This window comes from Microbacterium sp. 69-7 (assembly GCF_001897985.1).
Classification (GTDB): domain Bacteria; phylum Actinomycetota; class Actinomycetes; order Actinomycetales; family Microbacteriaceae; genus Microbacterium; species Microbacterium laevaniformans.
Window position 1 is genome coordinate 1 of the sequence record NZ_MKRU01000020.1, and the last position, 22,675, is coordinate 22,675.

Below are 22,675 nucleotides of genomic sequence, written 5' to 3' on the forward strand. Positions count from 1 at the left end.
GTCGGCGCCGCCGACGATCTCGGCGATCTGCTGAGTGATCTCGGCCTGACGCGCGTTGTTGCGCAGGCGGGTGTAGTCGGTGATGAGCTTGTCGGCGTTGTCGCTGGCGCTCTTCATCGCCTTCTGGGTCGCAGCGTGCTTCGCGGCCGACGACTGCAGAAGTGCGTTGAACACGCGGCTCTGCACGTACACCGGCAGCAGAGCGTCGAGCACGACCTCGGGGCTGGGCTCGAACTCGTACAGCGGATAGACCTGACTGCTCGCTCCGGCGGACTCGACGACCTCGTCGGCGTCGACGACTTCCAGGGGCAGCAGACGCACGGTCTGCGGCTCCTGCGTCATCATGCTGACGAAGCGGTTGAACACGAGGTGGATCTCGTCGACGCCGCCCTGCTCCTGGCCGCCGCGGTCGTAGGCGTCCAGAAGGGCGCCGGCGATCTGCTCCGCCGTGTTGAAGTGCGGCGTGTCGGTGTCACCCACCCACTCCCCTGCCGATGCCATCCGACGGAACTGGAAGTAGCCCACTGCCTTGCGCCCGACGAGGAAGTACTCGACCTCCTTGCCCTGCGAACGCAGCAGCTCGCCGAGCTGCAGCCCCTCGCGCAGGATCTGCGAGTTGAACGCGCCCGCCAGGCCCCGGTCCGAGGCGAAGATGACGACCGCCGACCGGCGGATCGTCTCGCGCTCGGTCGTCAGCGGGTGCTGCACGTTCGAATGCGTCGCCACGGCGGAGACGGCTCGCGTCACGGCCCGCGCGAAGGGCGAGGATGTGCGCACGCGCGCCATCGCCTTCTGGATGCGCGAAGCCGCGATGAGTTCCATCGCCTTCGTGATCTTTTTGGTCGTCTGAGCAGAGGCGATCTTCTGCTTGTAGACCCTGAGTTGTGCTCCCATGAGTTCTCGGTCTCAGATTGCGCCCGGCCTCAGCCGCGACGACCCTTGACGATCTGCTCCTGGTTCACGTCCTCCTCGTGCGCGGCGGCGACCTCTTCGTGACCCGGCTTGTTGATCGCCTGGCCCTTGCCGCCCTGGAACTCCAGGATGAACTCGTCGGTGACCTTGGTGAGCTCTGCGACGGTGGCGTCGTCGAGCACGTTGGTGTCACGCAGCGTATCCAGGATGGTCGTGTTGCGCTTGAGGTAGTCGAGAAGGTCGCGCTCGAAACGGAGCACATCCTCGACCGCGATCGTGTCGAGCTTGCCGTTGGTGCCGGCCCAGATCGAGACGACCTGCTCCTCGACGGGGTACGGGTCGTACTGGGGCTGCTTGAGCAGCTCGGTCAGACGGGCACCACGCTCGAGCTGGCGGCGCGAGGCCGCGTCCAGGTCGGAGGCGAACATCGCGAACGCCTCGAGCGAGCGGTACTGGGCCAGCTCGAGCTTGAGCGTTCCGGAGACCTTCTTGATCGACTTCACCTGGGCGTCACCGCCGACGCGAGAGACCGAGATACCCACGTCGACCGCGGGACGCTGGTTGGCGTTGAACAGGTCGGACTGCAGGAAGATCTGGCCGTCCGTGATGGAGATCACGTTGGTCGGGATGTACGCCGAGACGTCGTTGGCCTTGGTCTCGATGATGGGCAGACCCGTCATCGATCCCGCACCCAGCTCGTCGCTCAGCTTGGCGCAACGCTCCAGCAGACGCGAGTGGAGGTAGAAGACGTCACCGGGGTACGCCTCGCGGCCCGGCGGGCGGCGCAGCAGCAGCGACACGGCACGGTAGGCCTCGGCCTGCTTCGACAGGTCGTCGAAGATGATCAGGACGTGCTTGCCGCCGTACATCCAGTGCTGACCGATGGCCGAGCCGGTGTACGGGGCGAGGTACTTGAAGCCGGCCGGGTCGGATGCCGGGGCCGCGACGATCGTCGTGTACTCCATCGCGCCGGCATCCTCGAGCGCACCCTTGACGGAGGCGATCGTCGAGCCCTTCTGACCGATCGCGACGTAGATGCAGCGCACCTGCTTGTTGACGTCGCCCGACTCCCAGTTGGCCTTCTGGTTGATGATCGTGTCGATCGCGATCGCGGTCTTGCCGGTCTGGCGGTCGCCGATGATCAGCTGACGCTGGCCACGTCCGACGGGGATCATCGCGTCGATGGCCTTGATGCCGGTCTGCATGGGCTCGTGCACGCTCTTACGCTGCATGACGCCGGGGGCCTGCAGCTCGAGGGCGCGGCGGCCCTCGGTCGCGATCTCGCCGAGTCCGTCGATGGGGTTGCCCAGCGGGTCGACGACGCGCCCGAGGTAGCCATCGCCGACGGCGACGGAGAGAACCTCGCCGGTGCGGGTGACCTTCTGGCCTGCCTCGATGCCGGAGAACTCGCCGAGCACGACGACACCGATCTCGTTCTCGTCCAGGTTCAGCGCCAGACCCTCGACGCCGTTCTCGAACCGCACGAGCTCATTGGCCATGACGCCGGGAAGACCCTCGACGTGGGCGATGCCGTCGGCGGCGTCGACGACCGTGCCGACCTCGGTGGCGGCGGCGCCGGTGGGTTCGTAAGCGGCGACGAAGTCTTTCAGCGCGTCACGGATGACGTCGGGGCTGATGGTCAGATCTGCCATGGTGTTCCTTCTGTTCTAGCCAGCGAGGCGCTGGCGCAAGTCGTTGATTCGAGAGGAGACGGTGCCGTCGATGACGTCGTCACCGATCTCCACGCGCATACCGCCGAGCACCTCGGGATGGACGACCACGTTGACCGTGACGTCGGCGCCGTATCGGGTGCTGAGCGCGCCCGCGAGGCGCTCCTGCTGCGCGGCATCCAGCGGGCCCGCCACCCGCACGGTCGCGACCTTCTTGCCACGCTGATCGGCGACCAGCTGCAGCGCGCGGTTCAGAAGGAAGCGCACGCGGCGCTCCCGGGGCTGCTGCACGAGCTGGGACGCGATGAGCACCGTCGCCTCACCCGCGCGTCCGCCGAGAAGCTTCTCGATGAGCTCGCCCTTCGCAGCGGCATCGCCCAGGCGGCTGCCGAGCGCGAGCTCGAGCTCCGGGTTCGCCGCAACCAGGCGGGCGATCTGGAACAGCTCGCCCTCGACGTCGGTCGCGGGTGAGCCGATCGCCGCGGCGCGGATCGCGAGTTCCTCGATGCCGGAGATCAGATCCGTCGTGGACGACCAGCGCTGCGAGACGGCCGAGGTCAGCAGCTGGACCGCAACGGGGCTGTACCCGGCGAAGACGGCCTTGGCGACCTGTGCGCGCGCCTCAGCGGGCGCGCCCCACGAGGAGAGCGCGCCGCTCAGCTGCGCCGAGTCGGCGATCTCGCGCGCGGCCGAGAACAGCTCGCGAGCGACCGTGAGGTCCCCCACGTTCGCCGTCGTCAGCTCCGCCGTGGTCGTCGCCAGTGCCTGAGTGGTCGCGCTGCCCATTACTTCGCCTTCTCGAGGTCGGCGAGGAAGCGGTCCACGACGCCCTTCGCCTTGGCGTCGTCGGTCAGCGACTCGCCGATGACACCACTGGCCAGGTCGAGCGCCAGGGTGCCGACCTCACTGCGCAGCGACACGAGCGCCGACTGACGCTCCGCCTCGATCTGCGTGTGCGCGGTGGCGGTGAGGCGCGCGGCCTCGGCGGATGCCGTCTCTTTGGCCTCGGCGACGATCTTCTTGCCGTCCTCGCGGGCGGCGTCACGGATCTCGCCGGCCTCCTTGCGAGCCTCGGCGAGCTGCGCCGTGTACTCCTCAAGAGCGGCTTCGGCCTTTCGCTGGGCCTCGTCGGCCTTGGCGATGTTGCCTTCGATGGCGGCGGCGCGCTGATCCAGCAGCACCTTCATCTTGGGGAGGGCGACCTTCCACACGACGATGAGGATGACGATGAAGCAGACACCCGACCAGATGATGTCGTACCAGGCGGGGATGAGCGGGTTGTGACCCGTTTCCTCCGCGGCGTACGCGACAAGATTGCGCATCCTGTCTCCTTAAGAACTGGTGCGGGCGATCAGACGAAGATGAAGCCGGCGGCGATGCCGATGAAGGCGAGCGCCTCGGTGAAGGCGATACCGATCCACATCAGGACCTGCAGTCGACCGGCCAGCTCGGGCTGACGGGCGACGCCCTCGATCGTCTTGCCGACGACGATGCCCACGCCGATGGCGGGGCCGATGGCGGCGAGGCCGTAGCCCATCGTCGCGACGTTGCCCTTGAGCTCGGCGAGAACCGTAATTGCGTCCACGGGGTGTTTCCTTTCGGGGTTGGGTGGGAGAGGCGGAAGCCGCTCCCGCTCAGTGCTCTTCTGCGACCGCGAGCTGGATGTAGACCGCGGTGAGGATGGTGAAGACGTACGCCTGGAGGAAGGCCACCAGGATCTCGAACAGCGTGAAGGCGAGACCGAAGGCGAGCGAACCCGCCGCCAGAGCCGACCACCAGCCACCGAGGGTGATGAGGAAGAACTGCGTCGCTGAGAAGAACAGGACGAGCATCAGGTGTCCGACGATCATGTTCATCAGCAGTCGCAGCGTCAGGGTGACGGGTCGGATGATGAACGTCGAGAGGAACTCGAGCGGCGTGACGATGATGTACAGGAACGGGGGCACGCCCGAGGGGAACAGGGCGTTCTTGAAGAAGTTCTTGGGGCTCTTCTTGATCCCGGCGTAGATGAACGTGACGTAGCTGATGACCGCCAGCATGAGCGGGACGGCGATGATGCTCGTGCCCGCCAGGTTCATGAACGGGATGATTCCTGTGATGTTGAAGAACAGGATCATGAAGAACATGGTCGTCAGGATCGGCAGGAACCGCTGGCCGTCCTTCTTGCCCAGCAGGTCTTCGGCGATGTTGACCCGCACGAAGTCGAGGCCCATCTCCGCGATGCTCTGGAACCGACCCGGAACCACCCGCATACGGCGAGTGCCGAGCCACAGGAAGAGCACGAGACCGATCGTCGCGATGAACTGGATGAGGTGGATCCGCGTGACCGGGACACCCAGGACGCTGAAAAGGACGTCCGGGAAGAAGTCATCGATGGACGGGCCGTGGAAGCCGCCGTCTTCGGCGGTCTTGGCGATCAGTGTCGCAGCTTGGGTAAACAGCGCTGGCTCCAGCTTCGGGGCACCGGAGTGATCCGGGGCGACGATGGTCGGTGTGAGCGTCACTGCGCACGCGTTTCGCGGAGCGCGAACGGGCGCAGAGACAGCCTATCAGCCCCGCGGGGCGTTATCGTCCGCGTGCGACGTACCGCTCGCGGCATCCCCCTCCTCCGGCGGTGCCGGCTGACGCGCCTCGTCGGCGATATCCGCAAGGGTGGGCAGCGTCACGTCGCTGACGGCGGGGATGCGCATCCGGGTCATGACGACCGCGTCGATGACGAGGGAAGCGACCACACTGACCACCAGCGCCACGAAGAAGACTCCGGGGTTGAGCCACGACTGTCCCCTCAGCAGGAACAGCACGACCAGGAAGACGACGAACTTCAGGAGCCAGCCGCCCATGACGGCGCCGAAGAAGATCGGCACGTAGAGCGCGTCGCCGTACCACCGGTTCGCGATGAGGATGGTCCCGGCGGTGAAGCCGAGGAACACGGCGGCCAGCACGATCGCGACGATCGCGCTCCACAGTCCGGAGGGCCCGGCGACGGCGAAGCCGACGATCGCGCCGGCGACGGCGAGCGCGGCCGTGGCCGCCGCCGACCACAGCAGCGTGGTGCGCAGGACGGGGGTGCTGGAGAGGGAGGTCATGGATTCCTCGGGGTCGGATCGGACAACGTGGCGGCACCGGTCGGTGACGCGGGCGGACGCACGGACGGCTGCAGGGTGACGACGAGGCAGGCCGCGACGCCGATGAGCACGAACACGACGCCGATCCAGTAGTCACCCGGCCACGCCTGGGTCGTGCCGATGTACATGAGCAGCACGCCCACCGAGACGACGGCGGTCCACGCGTAGAAGATGAGCACGGCATCACGGTCACTGTGTCCCATATCGAGCATGCGGTGATGCAGGTGCTTGCGATCGGGTGAGAAGGGGGACTTGCCGCGCGCCATCCGGCGGACGATCGCCATGCCGAAATCGAGCAGCGGCAGCAGCACGACGACCACGGGCAGCAGGATCGGGATGAACGCGCCCAGAAGCTGTGAGCGCCCGAACACGTCGTTGTCGCCCAGCAGCGCCGGCGGCAGGTTGCCCGTGAACACGATCGCCGACGACGCCATGAGAAGGCCGAGCAGCAGCGCTCCGGAGTCGCCCATGAACAGCTTCGACGGATTCCAGTTGAGGGGAAGGAACCCGATGCACACTCCGATGAGGGCCACGGCGATGAACGATGCCAGGCTCGAGTAACTCGACGCGCCGGTATCGCGGGCGACGAGATACGAGTAGACGAAGAAGACGGCGTTGGAGATGAGAGCGACACCGGCGACGAGGCCGTCGAGGCCGTCGATGAAGTTGACCGCGTTCATCACGATGACGATGGCGACGACCGACATCGCGAAGCTGGCGAAGCTCGACACGACGAACTGCTGTCCGAAGGGGATGAAGAAGATCTGGATGCCGCCGAAGCCGACGACGATGCCGGCGGCGAGGAACTGCGCCCCGAGCTTGATCATCCAGTCCAGGTCGAAGAGGTCGTCGGCGACGCCCACGACGACGATCAGTGCGGAGGCGCCCAGCAGCGACCAGATCACGGCGGGATCGGCCCAGAAGATGGAGAAGTACGGGATCTGCGACGACAGCGCGAAGGCGACGAGCACGCCGAGGAACATCGCGACGCCGCCGACGCGCGGCTTGGGTGTGGTGTGCACGTCGCGCTCGCGGATCTCGGGATAGAGCTTGAAGCGCATGCCGATCCGCCACACCGCCCACGTGAAGGCGAGCGTCGCCGCGCCCGTCAGCAGGACGGTGAGCAGATAGAACCTCATGACGCGGAGGCGTCGTGGAGCGGTTCGGGATCGGGTTCGAGCAGGTCACCGAGCACCTCGCGCAGGCGCGCGCGCGACACGGCGCCCTCACGCAGGACCCGGACGGGACGATCGCCGGCGCCGACCAGTCCGGTCGCGTCCACGATCGTCGAAGCGACGCCGTGCGTGGAGGGGCCGCCGTCCAGATACACCGCGACACTGTCACGCAGCATGTTGTAGGCGTTGTGCGCGTCGACGGCCGCGGCCTTGCCCGTGAGGTTGGCGCTGGAGACCGCGAGCGGCCCGCAGTCCTCCAACAGCTCGAGCGCGATGCGATCGGCAGGCATGCGCACCGCGACGGTACCGTGGGTGTCACCCAGATCCCATGACAGCGAGGGCTGCGACGGTAGGACGATCGTCAGTCCCCCGGGCCAGAACTCCTCGACGAGCCGTTCCACGGGGGCTGGCACCTCGGCCACGAGCGCGCGCATGGTCGACAGACCGGCAACGAGCACGGGGGGCGGCGACTGCCTCCCGCGACCCTTGGCGGCGAGGAGAGCCGCGACGGCGCTGGCGCTGAAGGCATCGGCGGCGATGCCGTAGACCGTGTCCGTCGGCATCACGATGAGCTCGCCGCGACCGATGGCCTGGCGCGCCTTGCGCAGCCCGGGAAGCAGCTGCTCGGCGTCGCGTGCGTCGAAGAACTCAGACATATCCCCACCAGTCTACGTTTCGAGCGGCTCGGATCGCTCAACGACCGCAGCGGTCAGGGACGTACGGCCGTCGTCGCCCGGTCGCGCAGGGTGAGGTCCGGATGCGTGGCGCACGCCCGCCACCCGGCCGCGTCCAGGAGCGCACGGATCGGCGCCCCCTGCCACTCTCCGTGCTCGATCACGAGTGTTCCGCCCGAACGCAGCAGGCGCAGCCCGACCTCGGAGAGCACTCGGACGACGTCCAGGCCATCCGCTCCGCCATAGAGGGCGCTCGGAGGGTCCCAGTGTCGTACCTCCGGGTCACGCGGGATGGCGGCATCGGGAACGTAGGGCGGATTGGACACCAGCACCGCGACCGTGCCGTCGAGTTCGCGGAAGGCATCGGCGAGGTCGATGAACGCGAGTCGCGCCTGGGGGGCGTGGGCCGCGAAGTTCTCCTTCGCCCAGACATACGCGTCGACGGCGTTCTCGGCGGCGTGCACGCGCGCGTGCGGAACCTCGGTCGCCATTGCCAGGGCGATCGCCCCGGATCCCGTCCCGAGGTCAACGGCGATGGGCGCGGCATCCGGCACGGCACGCAACGCGTCGATCGCGAGTTGGGCGACCATCTCCGTCTCGGGACGCGGGACGAACACCCCGGGCCCGACGCGCAGTTCCAGATGGCGGAACGGTGCGACGCCGATGAGGTGCTGGAGAGGCTCCCTCGTCGCACGGCGGCGGATGAGCTCGTCGAACGCCGCGGTATCGTCCGGAGCCCGATCGCCGCGCAGAGCAGCGGCGAGCAGTTCACCCCGCGGAAGGGAGAGCACATGGGCGGCGAGCAACTCGGCATCGACGTCGGGCGTGGGGACGCCCGCGGCGGCGAGGGTCGCCGACGCGGCGCGCAGCAGCGCGGACAGGTCGGCAGGCGGGCCGGAGACAGGCGGAGAGGTCATCAGCTTCTCCACCCTAGCCGCGAGCGCTCGGACCCGCCGCGGGAGCCCCGCACCCACCGTGAAGATTCGTCACATTCGACTCGGGAATACAGGCGACGCTTAGGCTGGTTCGACACGCTGACGAGGGAGCGCACGAACGCGCGACCCGGCGACACCCGCCCCGCACGAAAGGCAAGCCATGTCCGGCATCCACTCCGACATCACGAGCGCATTCGGCAACACCCCACTGGTGCGCCTGAACCGCATCAGCGAGGGCCTGCCCGGCACGGTGCTCGCCAAGCTCGAGTTCTACAACCCCGCGTCCTCCGTGAAGGACCGTCTGGGCATCGCCATCGTCGATGCGGCCGAAGCCTCCGGTGCACTGCAGCCCGGCGGCACGATCGTCGAGGGCACGAGCGGCAACACCGGCATCGCACTGGCGATGGTCGGCGCCGCACGCGGCTACAAGGTCATCCTCACGATGCCGGCATCGATGTCGGTCGAGCGCCGCATGCTCCTGAAGGCATACGGAGCGGAGCTCGTGCTCACCGAGCCCGCACTCGGGATGAAGGGCGCGGTCGCGAAGGCCGAGGAGATCGCCGCCGCCACGCCGGGCGCGGTCCTGGCCAAGCAGTTCGCGAACGAGGCGAACCCCGCCATCCACCGCAAGACGACGGCGGAGGAGATCCTCCGCGACACCGACGGGGAGATCAGCTACTTCGTCGCCGGCATCGGCACCGGCGGAACCATCACGGGTGTCGGCCAGGTCCTCAAGGAGCGCGTGCCCGAGGCGAAGGTCATCGCCGTCGAGCCCGCCGACTCCCCGCTGTTGACCAAGGGAACCCCCGGACCCCACAAGATCCAGGGCATCGGTCCCAACTTCATTCCGGAGATCCTCGACCAGGGCGTGATCGACGAGGTCGTGGATGTCGAGTTCGACGACGCCATCCGCGTGGCACGAGAGGTGGCGACCACCGAGGGGATCCTGGTCGGCATCTCGTCGGGCGCCGCCATCTGGGCAGCCCTGCAGATCGCCGCGCGTCCGGAGGCCGAGGGCAAGAACATCGTCGTGATCATCCCCTCCTTCGGCGAGCGCTACCTCTCCACCGCGCTCTACGAGCACCTGCGCGAGGACTGATCCCCCGCGTGAGTGGCACCTCTACCGATACCGCTGCGCCGCGGCTCGGGGCCTTCGCACGCGTCCGTGAAGACATCGCGGCCGCGAAGCTGAGAGACCCCGCAGCCCGCGGCGCAGCGGAGATCGCGGTTCTGTACTCCGGTCTGCACGCCATCTGGATCTACCGCGTCGCGCACGCGCTGTGGCGTCGCGGGTGGCGCTTCGCCGCGCGGGCTCTCTCCCAGGCGGCGCGGTGGGTGACGGGAGTGGAGATCCACCCCGGCGCGACGATCGGCCGCCGCTTCTTCATCGATCACGGCATGGGCGTGGTGATCGGTGAGACCGCCGAGATCGGCGACGACGTGATGCTCTACCACGGCGTGACGCTGGGCGGACGCACACGCGACGCCGGTAAGCGGCACCCCACCCTCGGTGACGGCGTCGCGGTCGGCGCGGGAGCGAAGATCCTCGGCCCGATCACGATCGGCGCCGGCTCGGTCGTCGGCGCCAATGCCGTGGTCACTCGCGATGCTCCCGCGGATTCCGTGCTGGTCGGCGTCCCCGCCACGGCTCGCTCCCGCCGCGCAGGGGAAGAGACGCGCGCGCTGCTGACGACGCCCGAGTACTTCATCTGAGACGCGCGCCGGGTGGCGATGCGGGTGATGGCCGCTGCTACGGGTGGCGGCGTGGGGTGCCGAGTAGCGATGACGGTGCGGATGCCGGTGGTGGCGAACGCCGGCCCGCCGTCCATGTCCCACAAAACGCTGGCGACACGCCGCCACAACAGCACCTTCCGGGACACTCGCCGCAGCAAAGGGGACAACGGTCACCGAAAGTGGGACGAGGACCACCGCGCCGCCACCACCGCCGGCCCCGGCGCCTCAGCTCTCGCGCCGGTCCTGGACCTTCTTCTTCAGCAGCACAGCCGGCAACAGGAACGCCGCGATCGCGGTGACGACCCAGACGATCATCGGCGCGACGATCCCGATGCCTCCGAGGAAGGCGGGAGCGTTTCTCTGCGCCACCCGGGCCAACCACGGCGCGAGGACGCTCTGCAGCACGGCGAAGATGACGATCACGAGAATGAACCCCACCGGGCTGCGCCAATCGCTGCTGAAGCCCGGCAGCACGATGTCGGCGACGATGAGGCCGACCGCAGCGGAGGCGAGAAAGACGGCGGCTCGCAGCAGGAACGTGATCATGACGCGAGCGTAGCGCCCCTGCGAGCCTCGATCCGTCCGCGGGGGTCAGTCGGCGCCCAGCGCCGCGAGTCGCGCCTCTTCGTCGGCGGCGATCGCCGACTCGATGAGCGGGCCGAGCGCCCCGTCCATCACCTGATCGAGGTTGTAGGCCTTGTAGCCCGTGCGGTGGTCCGCGATGCGGTTCTCGGGGAAGTTGTACGTGCGGATGCGCTCCGAACGGTCCATCCCCCGGATCTGCGAACGACGGGCGTCGGATGCCGCGGCATCCCGCTCCTCCTGCTGCTTCGCGAGCAGTCGCGCACGCAGTACGCGCATGCCCGCCTCGCGGTTCTGCAGCTGGCTCTTCTCGTTCTGCATCGAGACGACGATGCCGCTCGGAAGGTGCGTGATGCGCACGGCGGAGTCGGTCGTGTTGACCGACTGTCCCCCCGGTCCCGAGGAGCGGAACACGTCGATCTTCAGGTCGTTGGCGTCGATCTGCACCTCTTCGGGCTCGTCGACCTCCGGGAAGACCAGCACCCCGGTCGTCGAGGTGTGGATGCGCCCCTGCGACTCGGTCGCGGGAACCCGCTGCACGCGGTGCACGCCGCCCTCGTACTTGAGGTGGGCCCACACGCCCTGCGCCGGATCGGTCGAGCTTCCCTTGATGGCGACCTGGACGTCCTTGTAGCCGCCGAGGTCGGACTCGTTGCGCTCCAGCAGCTCGGTCTTCCAGCCCATGGATGCCGCGTACTGCAGATACATCCGCAGCAGATCGGCCGCGAACAGCGCCGACTCGGCACCGCCCTCACCCGCTTTGACCTCGAGGATCACGTCGCGCGCATCGTCGGGGTCGCGTGGGATGAGCAGGCGCCGCAGCTTCTCCTGCGCCGCCGCGACCCGTTCTTCGAGCGCCGGGACCTCCTCGGCGAAAGCGTCGTCCTCGCGGGCGAGTTCACGCGCCGCCGCGAGGTCGTCGTCCGCCGCCCGCCATGCGTCGTGGGCCGCGACGATCCTGGACAGCTCGGCGTAGCGCCGGTTGACGCGCTTGGCGCGCGCGGCATCGGCGTGCACCGCGGGGTCGGAGAGTTCCTCCTGGACCGCGCGGTGCTCGTCGATCAGCGCCTGGACGGACTCGAACACGAAGAGCCCGCTCAGCGGATGCTGTTCTCGTGCCCGTGGCTGTGGCCGCCGCCGGCCGTGGACACCGACTTCATCTGCACGTTCTGCATCTGGTAGAGGAACTCGACGTTGGAGCTCGTCTCCTTGAGCTTGCCGAGCACCACCTCGAGGGCCTGCTGCGGGTCGAGGCCGGCGAGGGCGCGACGCAGCTTCCAGGTGATCTTCACCTCATCGGGGTTCAGCAGCATCTCCTCGCGGCGGGTCGAGGACGCGTTGACGTCGACGGCCGGGAAGATCCGCTTGTCGGCCAGCTGGCGCGACAGGCGCAGCTCGCTGTTGCCGGTGCCCTTGAACTCCTCAAAGATGACCTCGTCCATCTTCGAGCCGGTCTCCACGAGCGCCGTGGCGAGAATGGTCAGCGAGCCGCCGTTCTCGATGTTGCGGGCTGCCCCGAAGAAGCGCTTGGGCGGGTACAGCGCCGACGCGTCGACGCCGCCGCTGAGCACGCGGCCGCTCGTGGGTGCAGAGATGTTGTACGCGCGGCCCAGGCGCGTGATCGAGTCGAGGAGCACGACGACATCGCGGCCGAGCTCGACGAGGCGCTTCGCGCGCTCGATGGCCAGCTCCGCGACCGTGGTGTGGTCTTCGGCGGGACGGTCGAAGGTGGAGGCGATGACCTCACCCTTGACGGTCCGCTGCATGTCGGTGACCTCTTCGGGACGCTCGTCGACGAGCACGACCATGAGGTGGACCTCGGGGTTGTTCGTCGCGATCGCGTTGGCGATCTGCTGCAGCACGATCGTCTTGCCGGCCTTGGGCGGCGCGACGATGAGGCCGCGCTGGCCCTTTCCGATGGGCGCGACGAGGTCGATGATGCGCTGCGTGAGCTTCTCCGGCGCCGTCTCCAGGCGCAGGCGCTCCTGCGGGTAGAGCGGGGTGAGCTTACCGAACTCGACACGCTCGGCGGCGTCGTCGACCGACAGCCCGTTGATGGCGTCGACCTTGACCAGCGCGTTGTACTTCTGGCGGCTGGACTGCTCGCCCTCGCGCGGCTGCTTGATGGCGCCGACGACGGCGTCGCCCTTGCGCAGGTTGTACTTCTTGACCTGGCCGAGCGACACGTAGACGTCGCTCGCCCCCGGCAGGTAGCCGGTGGTGCGCACGAAAGCGTAGTTGTCGAGGACGTCGAGGATGCCGGCGATCGGGATGAGGACGTCGTCCTCGCCGATCTCGGTTTCGAACTCGTCGCCGTTCTGCGCCGGGCCCCGACGCTTGTTGCGCTGGCGACCGCGGCCCTGGGCCTGCTCGTCGTCGCCGTCTGCGCTCTCTTCGGCGGCCGGAGCGGCCGGAGCGTTGTTCTGGGCGTTCTGCGCACCCTGAGCGTTCTGGCCGTTCTCGCCGCGCTGACCGCGGTTGCGGCTGCGGCTGCGGCTGCGCGAGCGGCTGCGGCTGGGGGTCTCGCCCTCGGCGGCGCCTGCCGCGTCTGCCGCGGCGCTGTCCGTCGTTTCGGCACCCGACGCGTCGCCGGTGGCGGCGGTCTCGGCGGCGTCGGCGGCGGTCTCGGCGGCGTCGGCGGCAGGAGTCTCGGCCGCAGCCTCGGCCGCGGGGGTCTCGTCGGCCGCCGTCGGCGTCGAAGCGGCGGACTCTGCCGGGTCCTGCGCGGCGGCAGCGGTCTCGGTCACCGCGTCCGTGGCGGCATCCTCAGCGGGCGCGACGTCGGCGCTCTTCGCGCGGCGCGGCGCACGCTTGCGGGGAGCCTTCGCTGGCTTCTCCTCGGGAACGACCGGCGCCGCCTCCGCCGCAGCGGGCTCAGCCTCCACGGGGGCGGGCTCAGCCTCCACGGGGGCGGGCTCGACCTCGGCGGCGGCGGGAGCCTCGGCATCCGACGGCACCTCCACGTCGGGGGCCTCGGTCTGAACGGCCTCGGCGGCAGCGGCGGCGGACTCCTCGGCGGGAGCCTCGACCTCAGCGGTCTCGGTGCTCTCGGCGACCGGGGTCGCCTCGGCGGTGTTCTCCTCGACGCCGGTGGCTTGCGCGCTCTCGACGTTCTCGGTGTTCTCGGTCTGGATCTCGGAGAGGGACTCCACGAGTTCTCCTTCGTAGGCATGTGGACGGATACCGTCCGCATCGCGCCGTCCACGACAGGCGCTACCGCTCTCGTGCGCGCATGCACGTCTAGCTCAGACGCGCGATGGTGCAACGTGAGGGTTATGCGGTGGTTCGCAGAATTGCGACGGAGGCCAGATTCACGGTCACGCCGTGGCACCCTCCGTATGGTTCCTCACTGTACCACCCTTGACGTCGACGGCGAGCATGCGCGGTTCCCACGGGGTGTCCGTGACGGATGCCGCGACCTCCGCCGCCTCCAGACGCTGCCCCGGGCCGTCCGCGAGCACGAGGACGCTCGGGCCGGCGCCGGAGACGACGGCGGCGAAGCCGTGCGCGCGCAGCGCACGGACGAGCTCGTCGGTCGCCGGCATCGCCTGCGCGCGGTACGACTGGTGGAGCTTGTCCTCGGTGGCGGCCATCAGCAGCTCGGGGCTCTGCGTGAGTGCCGCGATCAGCAGCGCCGAGCGCGAGACGTTGAACACGGCATCCTCGCGGGGCACCTGCAGGGGCGCGAGGCCCCGAGCGACGGCGGTCGACATCGTGAAGTCGGGGACGAACACGAGAGGAGAAACGCCCCGATGCACGAGCAGCTTCTTGTGCTGCGGACCGTTCTCGTCCATCCACGCGATCGTCAATCCGCCGAACAGTGCGGGAGCGACATTGTCGGGGTGACCCTCGAGCTCGGTCGCCAGGCGCAGGAGCGCGTCGGGACCGATCTCGACGTCGCCGGCAAGCAGGCCCTTCGCTGCCAGCAGGCCCGCAACGACCGCGGCGCCGGACGATCCCATGCCCCGCCCGTGTGGAATCGTGTTGTGCGCCTCGAGGCGGATGCCGGGCATCTCACGGCCGACGGCCTCGAAGGCGTACGCCATCGAGCGCACGACGAGGTGTGAGGCGTCGGTCGGCACCTCGCCCGCCCCCTCCCCCGACACGACGATCTCCAGAGCGCTGTCCGCCAACGCGGTGACGGTCAACTCGTCGTACGAGCTCAGCGCGAGTCCGAGCGTGTCGAAGCCGGGACCGAGGTTGGCGCTCGTGGCGGGAACACGTACCGCGACGGAACGTCCCGCCGAAGCCATGGCCGTCATGCCAGGTCGAGGACGGAGGCGACCTCACTGGTCGTCGCATCGACGACCGTGGGCTCGACCTCGGTGCCGTCGGCCTTGCGCAGGGCCCACTGGGGATCCTTCAGGCCGTGGCCGGTGACCGTGATGACGATCGTGGCGCCCGCGGGGATGACGCCCGCCTCGGCACGGTCGAGCAGACCCGCGACGCCGATGGCCGACGCCGGCTCCACGAAGACGCCGGCCGTGCTGGCCAGCAGCTTCTGCGCCGCGAGGATGCGTGCATCGTCGATCGCGCCGAACCAGCCCTGCGTCGCATCGCGGGCTTCGAGCGCGAGCTCCCACGACGCGGGGTTGCCGATGCGGATGGCCGAGGCGATCGTCTCGGGGTTGCGGACGACCTCGCCGCGCACAAGAGGCGCCGAGCCTTCAGCCTGGAAGCCGAACATCCGCGGCACCTTGGTCGCCACGCCACGCGCCGCCTCTTCGCGGTACCCGCGCGAGTACGCCGTGTAGTTGCCGGCATTTCCGACCGGGATCAGGTGGAAGTCGGGGGCGTCGCCGAGCTGCGAGACGACCTCGTAGGCGGCCGTCTTCTGACCCTCGATGCGGTCGGGGTTGACCGAGTTGACGAGGTGGACGGGGTAGTTGTCGGCGAGCTCGCGAGCGATATCCAGGCAGTCGTCGAAGTTGCCGCGCACCTGGATCAGCCGACCGCCGTGCACGACCGCCTGACTGAGCTTGCCCATCGCGATCTTGCCCTCCGGCACCAGCACGGCCGCGGTGATGCCCGCGTGGGCCGCGTAAGCGGCGGCGGATGCCGAGGTGTTGCCGGTCGAGGCACAGATGACGGCCTTCGCACCGTGCTCGACGGCGCGCGAGAGCGCGACGGTCATGCCGCGGTCCTTGAACGAGCCGGTCGGGTTCATGCCCTCGAACTTGATGAAGACGTTCGCGCCGGTCTGCTGCGACAGCGCGGCGGCCGGAATCAGCGGCGTGCCTCCCTCGCCGAGCGTCACGACCGTGGACGCCTCGGTGACGCCGAGCCGGTCGGCGTATTCGCGCAGGACTCCCTGCCAGACGTGTGCCATCTCCATCTCCTTCTTGCGGTGCCGCGACCGCGAGTTCAGTTGCCTTCGACGCGGAGGACCGATACGACCCGGTCGACCACGCCACTGGCGGCGAGACGGTCGACGGTGTCGCTGAGATCCTGCTCGCGGGCCGTGTGGGTGCCGATGACGAGGCGCGCAATGTCCGCGATGCCCTGTTCGGCGGGGACGAGGCTCTGCTCAGCAGCCGGTTCGATGGTCTGCTCGACCGTCGCGATCGAGACCCGACCCTCGCTGAGAATGCCCGCGACGGTGGCGAGAACGCCCGGCTGGTCGGAGACCTCGAGGGTGATCTGGTAGCGCGTCGTCACGCGGCCGATCGGCACGACCGGAAGATTGGCGCGCGTGGACTCACCGACGCCCACACCGCCGGCGATGTGGCGGCGGGCGGCCGAGACGACATCGCCGAGCACCGCCGACGCGGTCTGCACGCCGCCGGCACCCGCGCCGTAGAACATGAGGTTGCCGGCGGCTTCGGCCTGCACGAACACCGCATTGTTGGCGCCGTGCACGCTCGCCAGCGGGTGCTCGCGCGGAATCAGCGCGGGATACACCCGCACCGAGATGGCTTCGCCGGTGGGCGAGTGCGCCTCGGCATCCGTGATCCGCTCGCACACCGCGAGCAGCTTGATGACGTAGCCGGCGTGGCGAGCCGCGTCGATCGTCTGGCGGTCGATGCCGGTGATGCCCTCGCGGTGCACCGCTTCGAGGGGCACGGCCGTGTGGAACGCGAGAGACGCGAGGATGGTGGCCTTCTGCGCCGCGTCGTAGCCTTCGACATCGGCCGTAGGGTCGGCTTCGGCGTAACCGAGTCGCTGCGCGTCGGCGAGGACGTCCGCGAACTCGCTGCCCTCGGCGTCCATGCGATCGAGGATGTAGTTCGTGGTGCCGTTGACGATGCCCATGATCCGCTGTACGCGGTCGCCGGCCAGCGAATCGCGCAGCGGGCGGATGATCGGGATGGCGCCGGCGGCGGCGGCCTCGTAATAGACGGAGGCGCCCACCTGGTCGGCAGCGTCGAAGATCTCGGGGCCGTGTGTGGCCAGCAGGGCTTTGTTCGCGGTGACGACATCGGCGCCCGACGACAGCGCGAGCAGAATGTCGGTGCGCGCGGGCTCGATGCCGCCCATCAGCTCGATGACGATGTCGGCGCCGACGATCAGCTGTTCCGAATCGGTGGTGAACAGCTCGCGCGGCAGATCGGCGTCGCGCGGAGCGTCGGGGTTGCGTACGGCGATCCCCACGAGCTCGAGAGCCGCGCCGGCACGGTCGGAGAGCTCGTCCGCGTGCGTGCGCAGGAGGTCCGCCACCTGGGATCCGACGGCTCCGGCTCCGAGCAGGGCCACGCGCAGTCGACGGTAGTCGGTCATTCCTTCTCCTCGGCCGGGGACGTCTCGGCGGATGCGGGGGTCGCGACCCCCAGATCGCGCGCCAGCAGGTCATCGATGCTCTCGCCTCGGACGATCACGCGGGCGGTGCCGCCCCGCACGGCGACGACCGGCGGACGGGGCACGTAGTTGTAGTTGCTCGACAGCGAGAAGCAGTAGGCGCCGGTCGCGGGCACGGCGAGGAGATCGCCGGGTGTGATGTCGCCGGGCAGGTACTCCGCGTCGACGACGATGTCGCCGGACTCGCAGTGACGGCCCACGACGCGCGACAGGACGGACGCGGCATCCGACGTGCGCGAGGCGAGGCGCGCCGAGTACTGCGCGCCGTATAGCGCCGGTCGGGCGTTGTCGCTCATGCCGCCGTCGACGCTCACGTAGAGACGGGTCACCTCGTCGCTGGCGTGGACGGGCTTGACCGTGCCGACTTCGTAGAGCGTGACGCCGGCGCGTCCGACGATCGTGCGGCCCGGCTCGAACGCGAGATTCGGCAGGGGGATGCCGCGCACGTCGCACTCGCGCGCGACGGCCTCGACGATGCCCTCGGCGAGATCGGCGATCGGCGTGGGCTCGTCGACCGATGTGTAGGCGATGCCGAAGCCGCCACCGAGGTTGAGGAGCGGGATGTCGCCGCCCGCGAGCAGCTCGGCGTGGAGGTCGACCACGCGCGCCGCGGACTCTTCGAATCCGCGGGTGCCGAAGATCTGCGAGCCGATATGGCAGTGCAGCCCGACGAACCGCAGGCCCGGAAGCTCGCGGATGCGGGCGACGACCGCGGGGGCGTCGGACAGGGCGAAGCCGAACTTCTGGTCTTCATGGGCGGTCGCCAGGAAATCGTGTGTCTCGGCGTGCACGCCACTGTTGACGCGGACGAGCACCGCCTGCGGGGCCGCATCGTCCGCGCGGCGCCGCTCGACGATCGCGGCGAGACGCTCGAGCTCGATACGTGAGTCGATCACGATCGAGCCGATGCCGATCTCGACGGCGCGCTCGAGCTCGGCGACCGACTTGTTGTTGCCGTGCAGACCCAGGCGGGACGGATCGGCACCCGCGGCGAGCGCGACAGCGAGCTCGCCGCCGGTGGCGACGTCGACGGCGAGGCCCTCCTCGGTCACCCAGCGCACGACCTCGGTCGAGAGGAACGCCTTGCCGGCGTAATAGATGCGTGCCTGCACGCCGCGGCGCGCGGCCGCCACGGTGAAGGCGTCACGCACCTCGCGCGCGCGTGAGCGGACACCGTCCTCGTCGAGGACGTACAAAGGAGTGCCGAACCGCGCGCGCAGGTCCCGAACGCCGACGCCCGCGATCTCGAGCTGGCCGTCGGCATCACGCGCGGCCGAGGACGGCCACACCAGCGGGGCGAGCGCGTTCGCGTCGGCCGGTTCGGCAAGCCACGCGGGCACGAGCGGGCGGTCGGAGGCGGCGGACACGTGCGGAACCAATCGTGTGGGGTCGGGCTGCCGTCGGTGACGTCACGCCCGGCAGTCCTAGAAGTCTAGGGCACCTGCGCATACCGGCCCGCGCATGTGACGCGTCGGTGGGAGAGGCTCCCTCAGCTGCACGTGCCCTTCTGCTGCAGCGCCGCATCGACGGTGATCCGCGGATCGATGGCGATGTCGGCGACCACCTGCGCTCCGTCCACGCGCACACCCGACAGCGTGAGCCCCACCGGCAGGTACTGCTTCACGCACACATCCCAGTCGCGCACGACCGTCCGCGCCAACGCTCCGAACTGGTCGATGAGCACGTCGGCCGACACTTCGGCTCCCGAGACACGAAGGGCCCGCGGGGTGAGCACCAGGTCACCGCCGGATGCCGACGGCGTGAGGCTCACGCCGACGGGCACCGAGAGGGAGAACGCCTTCAGCTCCGTCGACATCACGATGTCGGGAGCCTCGACGGTGACGGCATCCGCGGGAAATCCGTCGACGGTACCCAGCAGCGCCCGCACCTGATCCTGGTCGAGCCGCACCGTCGCGCTCGCGCTCTGCAGCGGGGCGTCACCGCGGATGGGCACACCCGCCGCATGCACTTCGACATCGCCGGTCAGCGCGCCCAGGCTCACGTCGGCGGCCGAGACCGTGACGTCGTCGAGACGACCGCCGATCAGCTGCGGGATCACCGCGCCGCGCACATCCACGTCGACGTGCTGGTCGGCGGGGATGTCCAGGCGGGAGGCGACCTGGTCGCGGATCGTCCGCTCGACGATGCCGCGGGCGATGTACTCCCCCGCGAACCACGCGCCCGCCGCGAGCACCGCGACGGCGATCACGGCGATCAGCCAGGGCCAGCGGCGGCCTCGCCGCCGTGGGGCGGATGCCGCGGCATCCGTCGACAGCACCCACCGCGCAGAGGGGTCGGCAAGCGGCTGCGTGGGGTGCTGGTCGTTCACGTCACATCCGCTCCGGTGCGCTCACTCCGAGCAGGTCCAAGCCGTTGCGGAGCACCTGGCCGGTGGCGTCGTTGAGCCAGAGGCGCGTGCGGTGCAGGTCGGTGACGGGCTCGTCGCCGAGCGGGGTCACGCGGCAGTTGTCGTACCACCGGTGGTACAGGCTCGCGAGCTCTTCGAGGTAGCGCGCGACGCGGTGCGGCTCGCGCACCTCGGCGGCGTAGGCCACGATGCGCGGGAACTCCTGCAGTGCCCCGAGCAGCGCCGACTCGGTCTCGTGCTCGAGCAGCTCGGGGGCGAAGGCGCTGCGATCGACACCGGAGTCGGCGCCGTTGCGGGCGACGTTGTGCGTGCGGGCGTGCGCGTACTGCACGTAGAACACGGGGTTGTCGTTCGTGCGCTTCGTGAGGATCTCGGGATCGAGCGTCAGCGGCGAGTCGGCGGGGTAGCGCGCCAGCGAGTAGCGCAGCGCGTCGGTGCCGAGCCAGTCGCGCAGGTCGTCCAGCTCGATGATGTTGCCGGCGCGCTTGGACAGGCGGGCACCGTTGACCGACACGAGCTGACCGATGAGCACCTCGATGTCCTTCTCGGGGTCGTCGCCGGCAGCACCGGCGAGCGCCTTGAGACGGTGGACGTAGCCGTGGTGGTCGGCGCCGAGCAGATAGATCTTGTGCGCGAAGCCGCGGTCGCTCTTGTTGAGGTAGTACGCGGCGTCGGCGGCGAAGTAGGTGTACTCGCCGTTGGAGCGGCGGATGACACGATCCTTGTCGTCGCCGAAGTCGGTCGTGCGCACCCAGATGGCGTCGTCCTGCTCGAACACGTGGCCCTGCGCGCGCAGACGGTCGACGGCCTCGTCGACGAGGCTGGGCTCGCCGTTCGGGCCGTGCGCGTGGAGCGTGCGCTCGCTGAAGAAGACGTCGAAGTGCACGTTGAACTTCTCCAGCGACGCCTGCAGATCGGCGAGCTGTAGGGCGTAGGCGCGGTCACGTGCCTGCACCAGCTGCTCATCGTCGGAGAGATCGAGGATGCCGGGCAGCTCGGCGAGCACGCGGCTGGCGAGATCGCCGATGTAGGAGCCCGGGTAGCCGTCCTCGGGCGTCGGCTCGCCCTTGATCGCGGCGAGGACGGAACGTCCGAAGCGGTCCATCTGCGCGCCTGCGTCGTTGATGTAGAACTCGCGCACGAGCGTCGCGCCGCTGGCCAGCAGCACGCGGGCGATCGCGTCGCCGAGCGCTGCCCACCGGGTGTGCCCGATGTGCATGGGCCCGGTGGGGTTGGCGCTGACGAACTCGAGGTTGATGCTCTGTCCGCGCTGGGTGTCGTTGGTGCCGTAGGCCGCGCCTGCCTCGACGATGGTCTTGGCGAGGGCGCCGGCCGCTCCCGCTTCGAGGCGGATGTTGATGAACCCCGGCCCGGCGACCTCGACGCTGGCGACGCCGTCGGTCGCGGCGAGCGCGTCGGCGATCTCCTGCGCGAACTCGCGCGGGTTCACCCCGACGACCTTGCCGAGCTTCAGGGCGGCGTTGGACGCCCAGTCGCCGTGGTCACGGTTGCGCGGGCGCTCCAGGGGGAAATCGGCCGCGGTCAGACCGGCGCTCGAGCCGGGACGTCGCGCCTCGGCGAGCGGGGCGATGGCGGCGAGGAGGGCGGCGGCGAGGGCATCGGGATTCATAGCCCGTCAAGTCTACGGGCGCCGACTCTCCCCCACCTGCGTGCGCACCTCGGCATCCACGCTGGGGTGCGCGCCGCCGAGCAGCCACCGGTCGCGGTCAGGCGAGCTGGATGAGTTCGGCGAAGTCGTCCAGAGCGGGGTCGGATGCCGCCGCGGCGGCATCCTGCGCCCCCATGTCGGCCGCATCGTCGGGCAGGACGCACGCGTCGACGCGCATGCGCTGCAGGCCCACATAGCCGCCGTGGTAGCTGAGGAAGGCACAGTCGGCGGCGTCGCGACCGGTCGCAATGCGCACGAGCGAGCGGCGGTTGGCGAGCCGGGTGGCGTCGATGACGTACCAGCTGCCGTCGAGGTAGGCCTCGGCGACGGCGTGGAAGTCCATCGGGCGAAGGCCGGGAGCAAAGCACGCGGCGTAGCGGGCGGGCATGTCCATGGCGCGCAGCAGCGCGATGACAACGTGGGCGTAGTCACGGCAGACGCCCTGGCCGGTCATGAGTGTGGTGACGGCCGAGTCGGTGCCCTGGCTCAGTCCCGGCGTGTACGTCGTGCTGGAGGCGACGAACTCGCTGACCGCGGTGATGAGCTCGAGCCCCTGCAGGCCGCGGAACTGGCGGCGCGCCTGCGAGAACACCTCGTCAGACTGGCAGTAGCGGCTCGGACGCAGGTAGGTGATGGCTTCGAGGTCGCTTGTGGCGCGCTGCGTGACCTGCCCGTCGATGAGGGCTTCGTAGCGCACCTCGAGGCGGCCGGCCTCGCCGAGCAGACGGTGCAGGCGGCTGCCGGACTGGTCGATGATCTCGGTGGGCGTGTAGACGCGATCGCCTTGCGTGAACGTCAGTTCCTCCCGCAGAACGGGCGCCGGTTGGGCCGCGGCGATCTGGAAGATGAGGTCGACGGAAGCCCCGAGATCGAGGTCCAGTTCGGCGGTCACGAGGCGTTGCACCGCAGTATCCTCGCACGCCGCGATGGCCTCCGCGTACACCGATGTTTCGACCCTCCAGAGGGATGCCGCAACGCACTGTCATGTCTCAGGACATCGGTGACGGATCGGCATCAAGAGATCGGTGACGCTTCG

Annotated in this window: 22 protein-coding genes; 2 read left to right on the plus strand and 20 right to left on the minus strand. The window is 69.3% G+C overall.

Annotated elements, in window-relative coordinates; translation table 11 throughout:
• The 10 genes from BGN98_RS02095 to prmC form a co-directional block, all read right to left on the minus strand.
• Window positions 1-894, minus strand: an 894-nt coding sequence (locus BGN98_RS02095) for a F0F1 ATP synthase subunit gamma (protein ID WP_288119249.1), incomplete at its 3' end; no start/stop codon positions are given.
• A 29-nt stretch (window positions 895-923) separates the two neighbouring features.
• Window positions 924-2,564, minus strand: coding sequence for a F0F1 ATP synthase subunit alpha (gene atpA, locus BGN98_RS02100; protein ID WP_039414518.1), 1,641 nt, complete (start codon window positions 2,562-2,564; stop codon window positions 924-926).
• 15 nt (window positions 2,565-2,579) lie between these two features.
• The gene (locus BGN98_RS02105) at window positions 2,580-3,368 is read right to left on the minus strand and encodes a F0F1 ATP synthase subunit delta (protein WP_288119250.1); all 789 of its coding nucleotides are present in this window, start codon (window positions 3,366-3,368) and stop codon (window positions 2,580-2,582) included.
• Complete coding sequence (locus BGN98_RS02110; protein ID WP_061682837.1) at window positions 3,368-3,904, minus strand: F0F1 ATP synthase subunit B; 537 nt, start codon at window positions 3,902-3,904, stop codon at window positions 3,368-3,370. The genes BGN98_RS02105 and BGN98_RS02110 overlap by 1 nt, the downstream gene beginning before the upstream one ends.
• Window positions 3,905-3,933: 29 nt before the next feature.
• Window positions 3,934-4,167: an ATP synthase F0 subunit C gene (gene atpE / locus BGN98_RS02115; protein ID WP_005048632.1), complete on the minus strand. Its 234-nt coding sequence runs from the start codon at window positions 4,165-4,167 to the stop codon at window positions 3,934-3,936.
• Window positions 4,168-4,216: 49 nt separating this feature from the next.
• Window positions 4,217-5,086, minus strand: coding sequence for a F0F1 ATP synthase subunit A (gene atpB, locus BGN98_RS02120; protein WP_081767965.1), 870 nt, complete (start codon window positions 5,084-5,086; stop codon window positions 4,217-4,219).
• A 45-nt stretch (window positions 5,087-5,131) separates the two neighbouring features.
• Window positions 5,132-5,668, minus strand: a complete 537-nt coding sequence (locus BGN98_RS02125; protein ID WP_288119254.1) for a Cg1360 family ATP-synthase-associated protein — start codon at window positions 5,666-5,668, stop codon at window positions 5,132-5,134.
• Window positions 5,665-6,846 carry an MraY family glycosyltransferase gene (locus tag BGN98_RS02130; RefSeq protein WP_036285888.1) on the minus strand — a complete coding sequence of 394 codons (1,182 nt, stop codon included), beginning with the start codon at window positions 6,844-6,846 and terminating at the stop codon, window positions 5,665-5,667. The genes BGN98_RS02125 and BGN98_RS02130 overlap by 4 nt, the downstream gene beginning before the upstream one ends.
• Window positions 6,843-7,538, minus strand: coding sequence for an L-threonylcarbamoyladenylate synthase (locus BGN98_RS02135; RefSeq protein WP_036285886.1), 696 nt, complete (start codon window positions 7,536-7,538; stop codon window positions 6,843-6,845). Before BGN98_RS02135 ends, BGN98_RS02130 begins: the two co-directional genes overlap by 4 nt.
• A gap of 53 nt (window positions 7,539-7,591) precedes the next feature.
• The gene (gene prmC, locus BGN98_RS02140; RefSeq protein WP_036285884.1) at window positions 7,592-8,473 is read right to left on the minus strand and encodes a peptide chain release factor N(5)-glutamine methyltransferase; all 882 of its coding nucleotides are present in this window, start codon (window positions 8,471-8,473) and stop codon (window positions 7,592-7,594) included.
• 178 nt (window positions 8,474-8,651) lie between these two features.
• Between prmC and cysK the strand changes: the two genes are divergently transcribed.
• Both cysK and epsC read left to right on the plus strand, forming a co-directional pair.
• Window positions 8,652-9,590, plus strand: a complete 939-nt coding sequence (cysK, locus tag BGN98_RS02145; RefSeq protein ID WP_036285882.1) for a cysteine synthase A — start codon at window positions 8,652-8,654, stop codon at window positions 9,588-9,590.
• Window positions 9,591-9,598: 8 nt separating this feature from the next.
• A complete protein-coding gene (epsC, locus tag BGN98_RS02150) occupies window positions 9,599-10,204 on the plus strand; it encodes a serine O-acetyltransferase EpsC (protein ID WP_036285880.1) in 606 nt (201 codons plus the stop codon).
• A gap of 246 nt (window positions 10,205-10,450) precedes the next feature.
• Here epsC and BGN98_RS02155 read toward each other — a convergent pair whose 3' ends face one another.
• The 10 genes from BGN98_RS02155 to BGN98_RS02200 form a co-directional block, all read right to left on the minus strand.
• Window positions 10,451-10,771, minus strand: coding sequence for a hypothetical protein (locus BGN98_RS02155; protein WP_036285878.1), 321 nt, complete (start codon window positions 10,769-10,771; stop codon window positions 10,451-10,453).
• A gap of 45 nt (window positions 10,772-10,816) precedes the next feature.
• Window positions 10,817-11,893, minus strand: a complete 1,077-nt coding sequence (prfA, locus tag BGN98_RS02160; protein WP_288119258.1) for a peptide chain release factor 1 — start codon at window positions 11,891-11,893, stop codon at window positions 10,817-10,819.
• Between the two features lie 11 nt (window positions 11,894-11,904).
• Entirely contained in the window at window positions 11,905-13,959 is a 2,055-nt protein-coding gene (rho, locus tag BGN98_RS02165; RefSeq protein ID WP_288119259.1) for a transcription termination factor Rho, read from the minus strand.
• A 165-nt stretch (window positions 13,960-14,124) separates the two neighbouring features.
• Window positions 14,125-15,069, minus strand: coding sequence for a homoserine kinase (thrB, locus tag BGN98_RS02170; protein WP_016463319.1), 945 nt, complete (start codon window positions 15,067-15,069; stop codon window positions 14,125-14,127).
• Entirely contained in the window at window positions 15,066-16,136 is a 1,071-nt protein-coding gene (gene thrC, locus BGN98_RS02175) for a threonine synthase (RefSeq protein ID WP_288119261.1), read from the minus strand. Before thrC ends, thrB begins: the two co-directional genes overlap by 4 nt.
• Before the next feature lie 35 nt (window positions 16,137-16,171).
• Window positions 16,172-17,524, minus strand: a complete 1,353-nt coding sequence (locus BGN98_RS02180; RefSeq protein ID WP_288119263.1) for a homoserine dehydrogenase — start codon at window positions 17,522-17,524, stop codon at window positions 16,172-16,174.
• Window positions 17,521-18,969, minus strand: coding sequence for a diaminopimelate decarboxylase (gene lysA, locus BGN98_RS02185; protein ID WP_288119265.1), 1,449 nt, complete (start codon window positions 18,967-18,969; stop codon window positions 17,521-17,523). Before lysA ends, BGN98_RS02180 begins: the two co-directional genes overlap by 4 nt.
• Before the next feature lie 122 nt (window positions 18,970-19,091).
• Window positions 19,092-19,931 carry an LmeA family phospholipid-binding protein gene (locus BGN98_RS02190; protein ID WP_288119267.1) on the minus strand — a complete coding sequence of 280 codons (840 nt, stop codon included), beginning with the start codon at window positions 19,929-19,931 and terminating at the stop codon, window positions 19,092-19,094.
• A 1-nt stretch (window position 19,932) separates the two neighbouring features.
• Window positions 19,933-21,600, minus strand: a complete 1,668-nt coding sequence (locus BGN98_RS02195) for an arginine--tRNA ligase (protein ID WP_288119269.1) — start codon at window positions 21,598-21,600, stop codon at window positions 19,933-19,935.
• Window positions 21,601-21,697: 97 nt separating this feature from the next.
• Window positions 21,698-22,543, minus strand: coding sequence for a transglutaminase-like domain-containing protein (locus BGN98_RS02200; protein ID WP_288119271.1), 846 nt, complete (start codon window positions 22,541-22,543; stop codon window positions 21,698-21,700).
• Window positions 22,544-22,675 lie beyond the last annotated feature (132 nt).

What these genes read in the sequence shown, in the direction of transcription:
- atpA (WP_039414518.1), bottom strand. Translation starts at nt 2,564, where the DNA reads ATGGCAGATCTGACCATCAGCCCCGACGTCATCCGTGACGCGCTGAAA.
- BGN98_RS02105 (WP_288119250.1), bottom strand. Translation starts at nt 3,368, where the DNA reads ATGGGCAGCGCGACCACTCAGGCACTGGCGACGACCACGGCGGAGCTG.
- BGN98_RS02110 (WP_061682837.1), bottom strand. Translation starts at nt 3,904, where the DNA reads ATGCGCAATCTTGTCGCGTACGCCGCGGAGGAAACGGGTCACAACCCG.
- BGN98_RS02125 (WP_288119254.1), bottom strand. Translation starts at nt 5,668, where the DNA reads ATGACCTCCCTCTCCAGCACCCCCGTCCTGCGCACCACGCTGCTGTGG.
- BGN98_RS02130 (WP_036285888.1), bottom strand. Translation starts at nt 6,846, where the DNA reads ATGAGGTTCTATCTGCTCACCGTCCTGCTGACGGGCGCGGCGACGCTC.
- BGN98_RS02135 (WP_036285886.1), bottom strand. Translation starts at nt 7,538, where the DNA reads ATGTCTGAGTTCTTCGACGCACGCGACGCCGAGCAGCTGCTTCCCGGG.
- prmC (WP_036285884.1), bottom strand. Translation starts at nt 8,473, where the DNA reads ATGACCTCTCCGCCTGTCTCCGGCCCGCCTGCCGACCTGTCCGCGCTG.
- cysK (WP_036285882.1), top strand. Translation starts at nt 8,652, where the DNA reads ATGTCCGGCATCCACTCCGACATCACGAGCGCATTCGGCAACACCCCA.
- BGN98_RS02155 (WP_036285878.1), bottom strand. Translation starts at nt 10,771, where the DNA reads ATGATCACGTTCCTGCTGCGAGCCGCCGTCTTTCTCGCCTCCGCTGCG.
- thrB (WP_016463319.1), bottom strand. Translation starts at nt 15,069, where the DNA reads ATGACGGCCATGGCTTCGGCGGGACGTTCCGTCGCGGTACGTGTTCCC.
- thrC (WP_288119261.1), bottom strand. Translation starts at nt 16,136, where the DNA reads ATGGCACACGTCTGGCAGGGAGTCCTGCGCGAATACGCCGACCGGCTC.
- BGN98_RS02180 (WP_288119263.1), bottom strand. Translation starts at nt 17,524, where the DNA reads ATGACCGACTACCGTCGACTGCGCGTGGCCCTGCTCGGAGCCGGAGCC.
- BGN98_RS02195 (WP_288119269.1), bottom strand. Translation starts at nt 21,600, where the DNA reads ATGAATCCCGATGCCCTCGCCGCCGCCCTCCTCGCCGCCATCGCCCCG.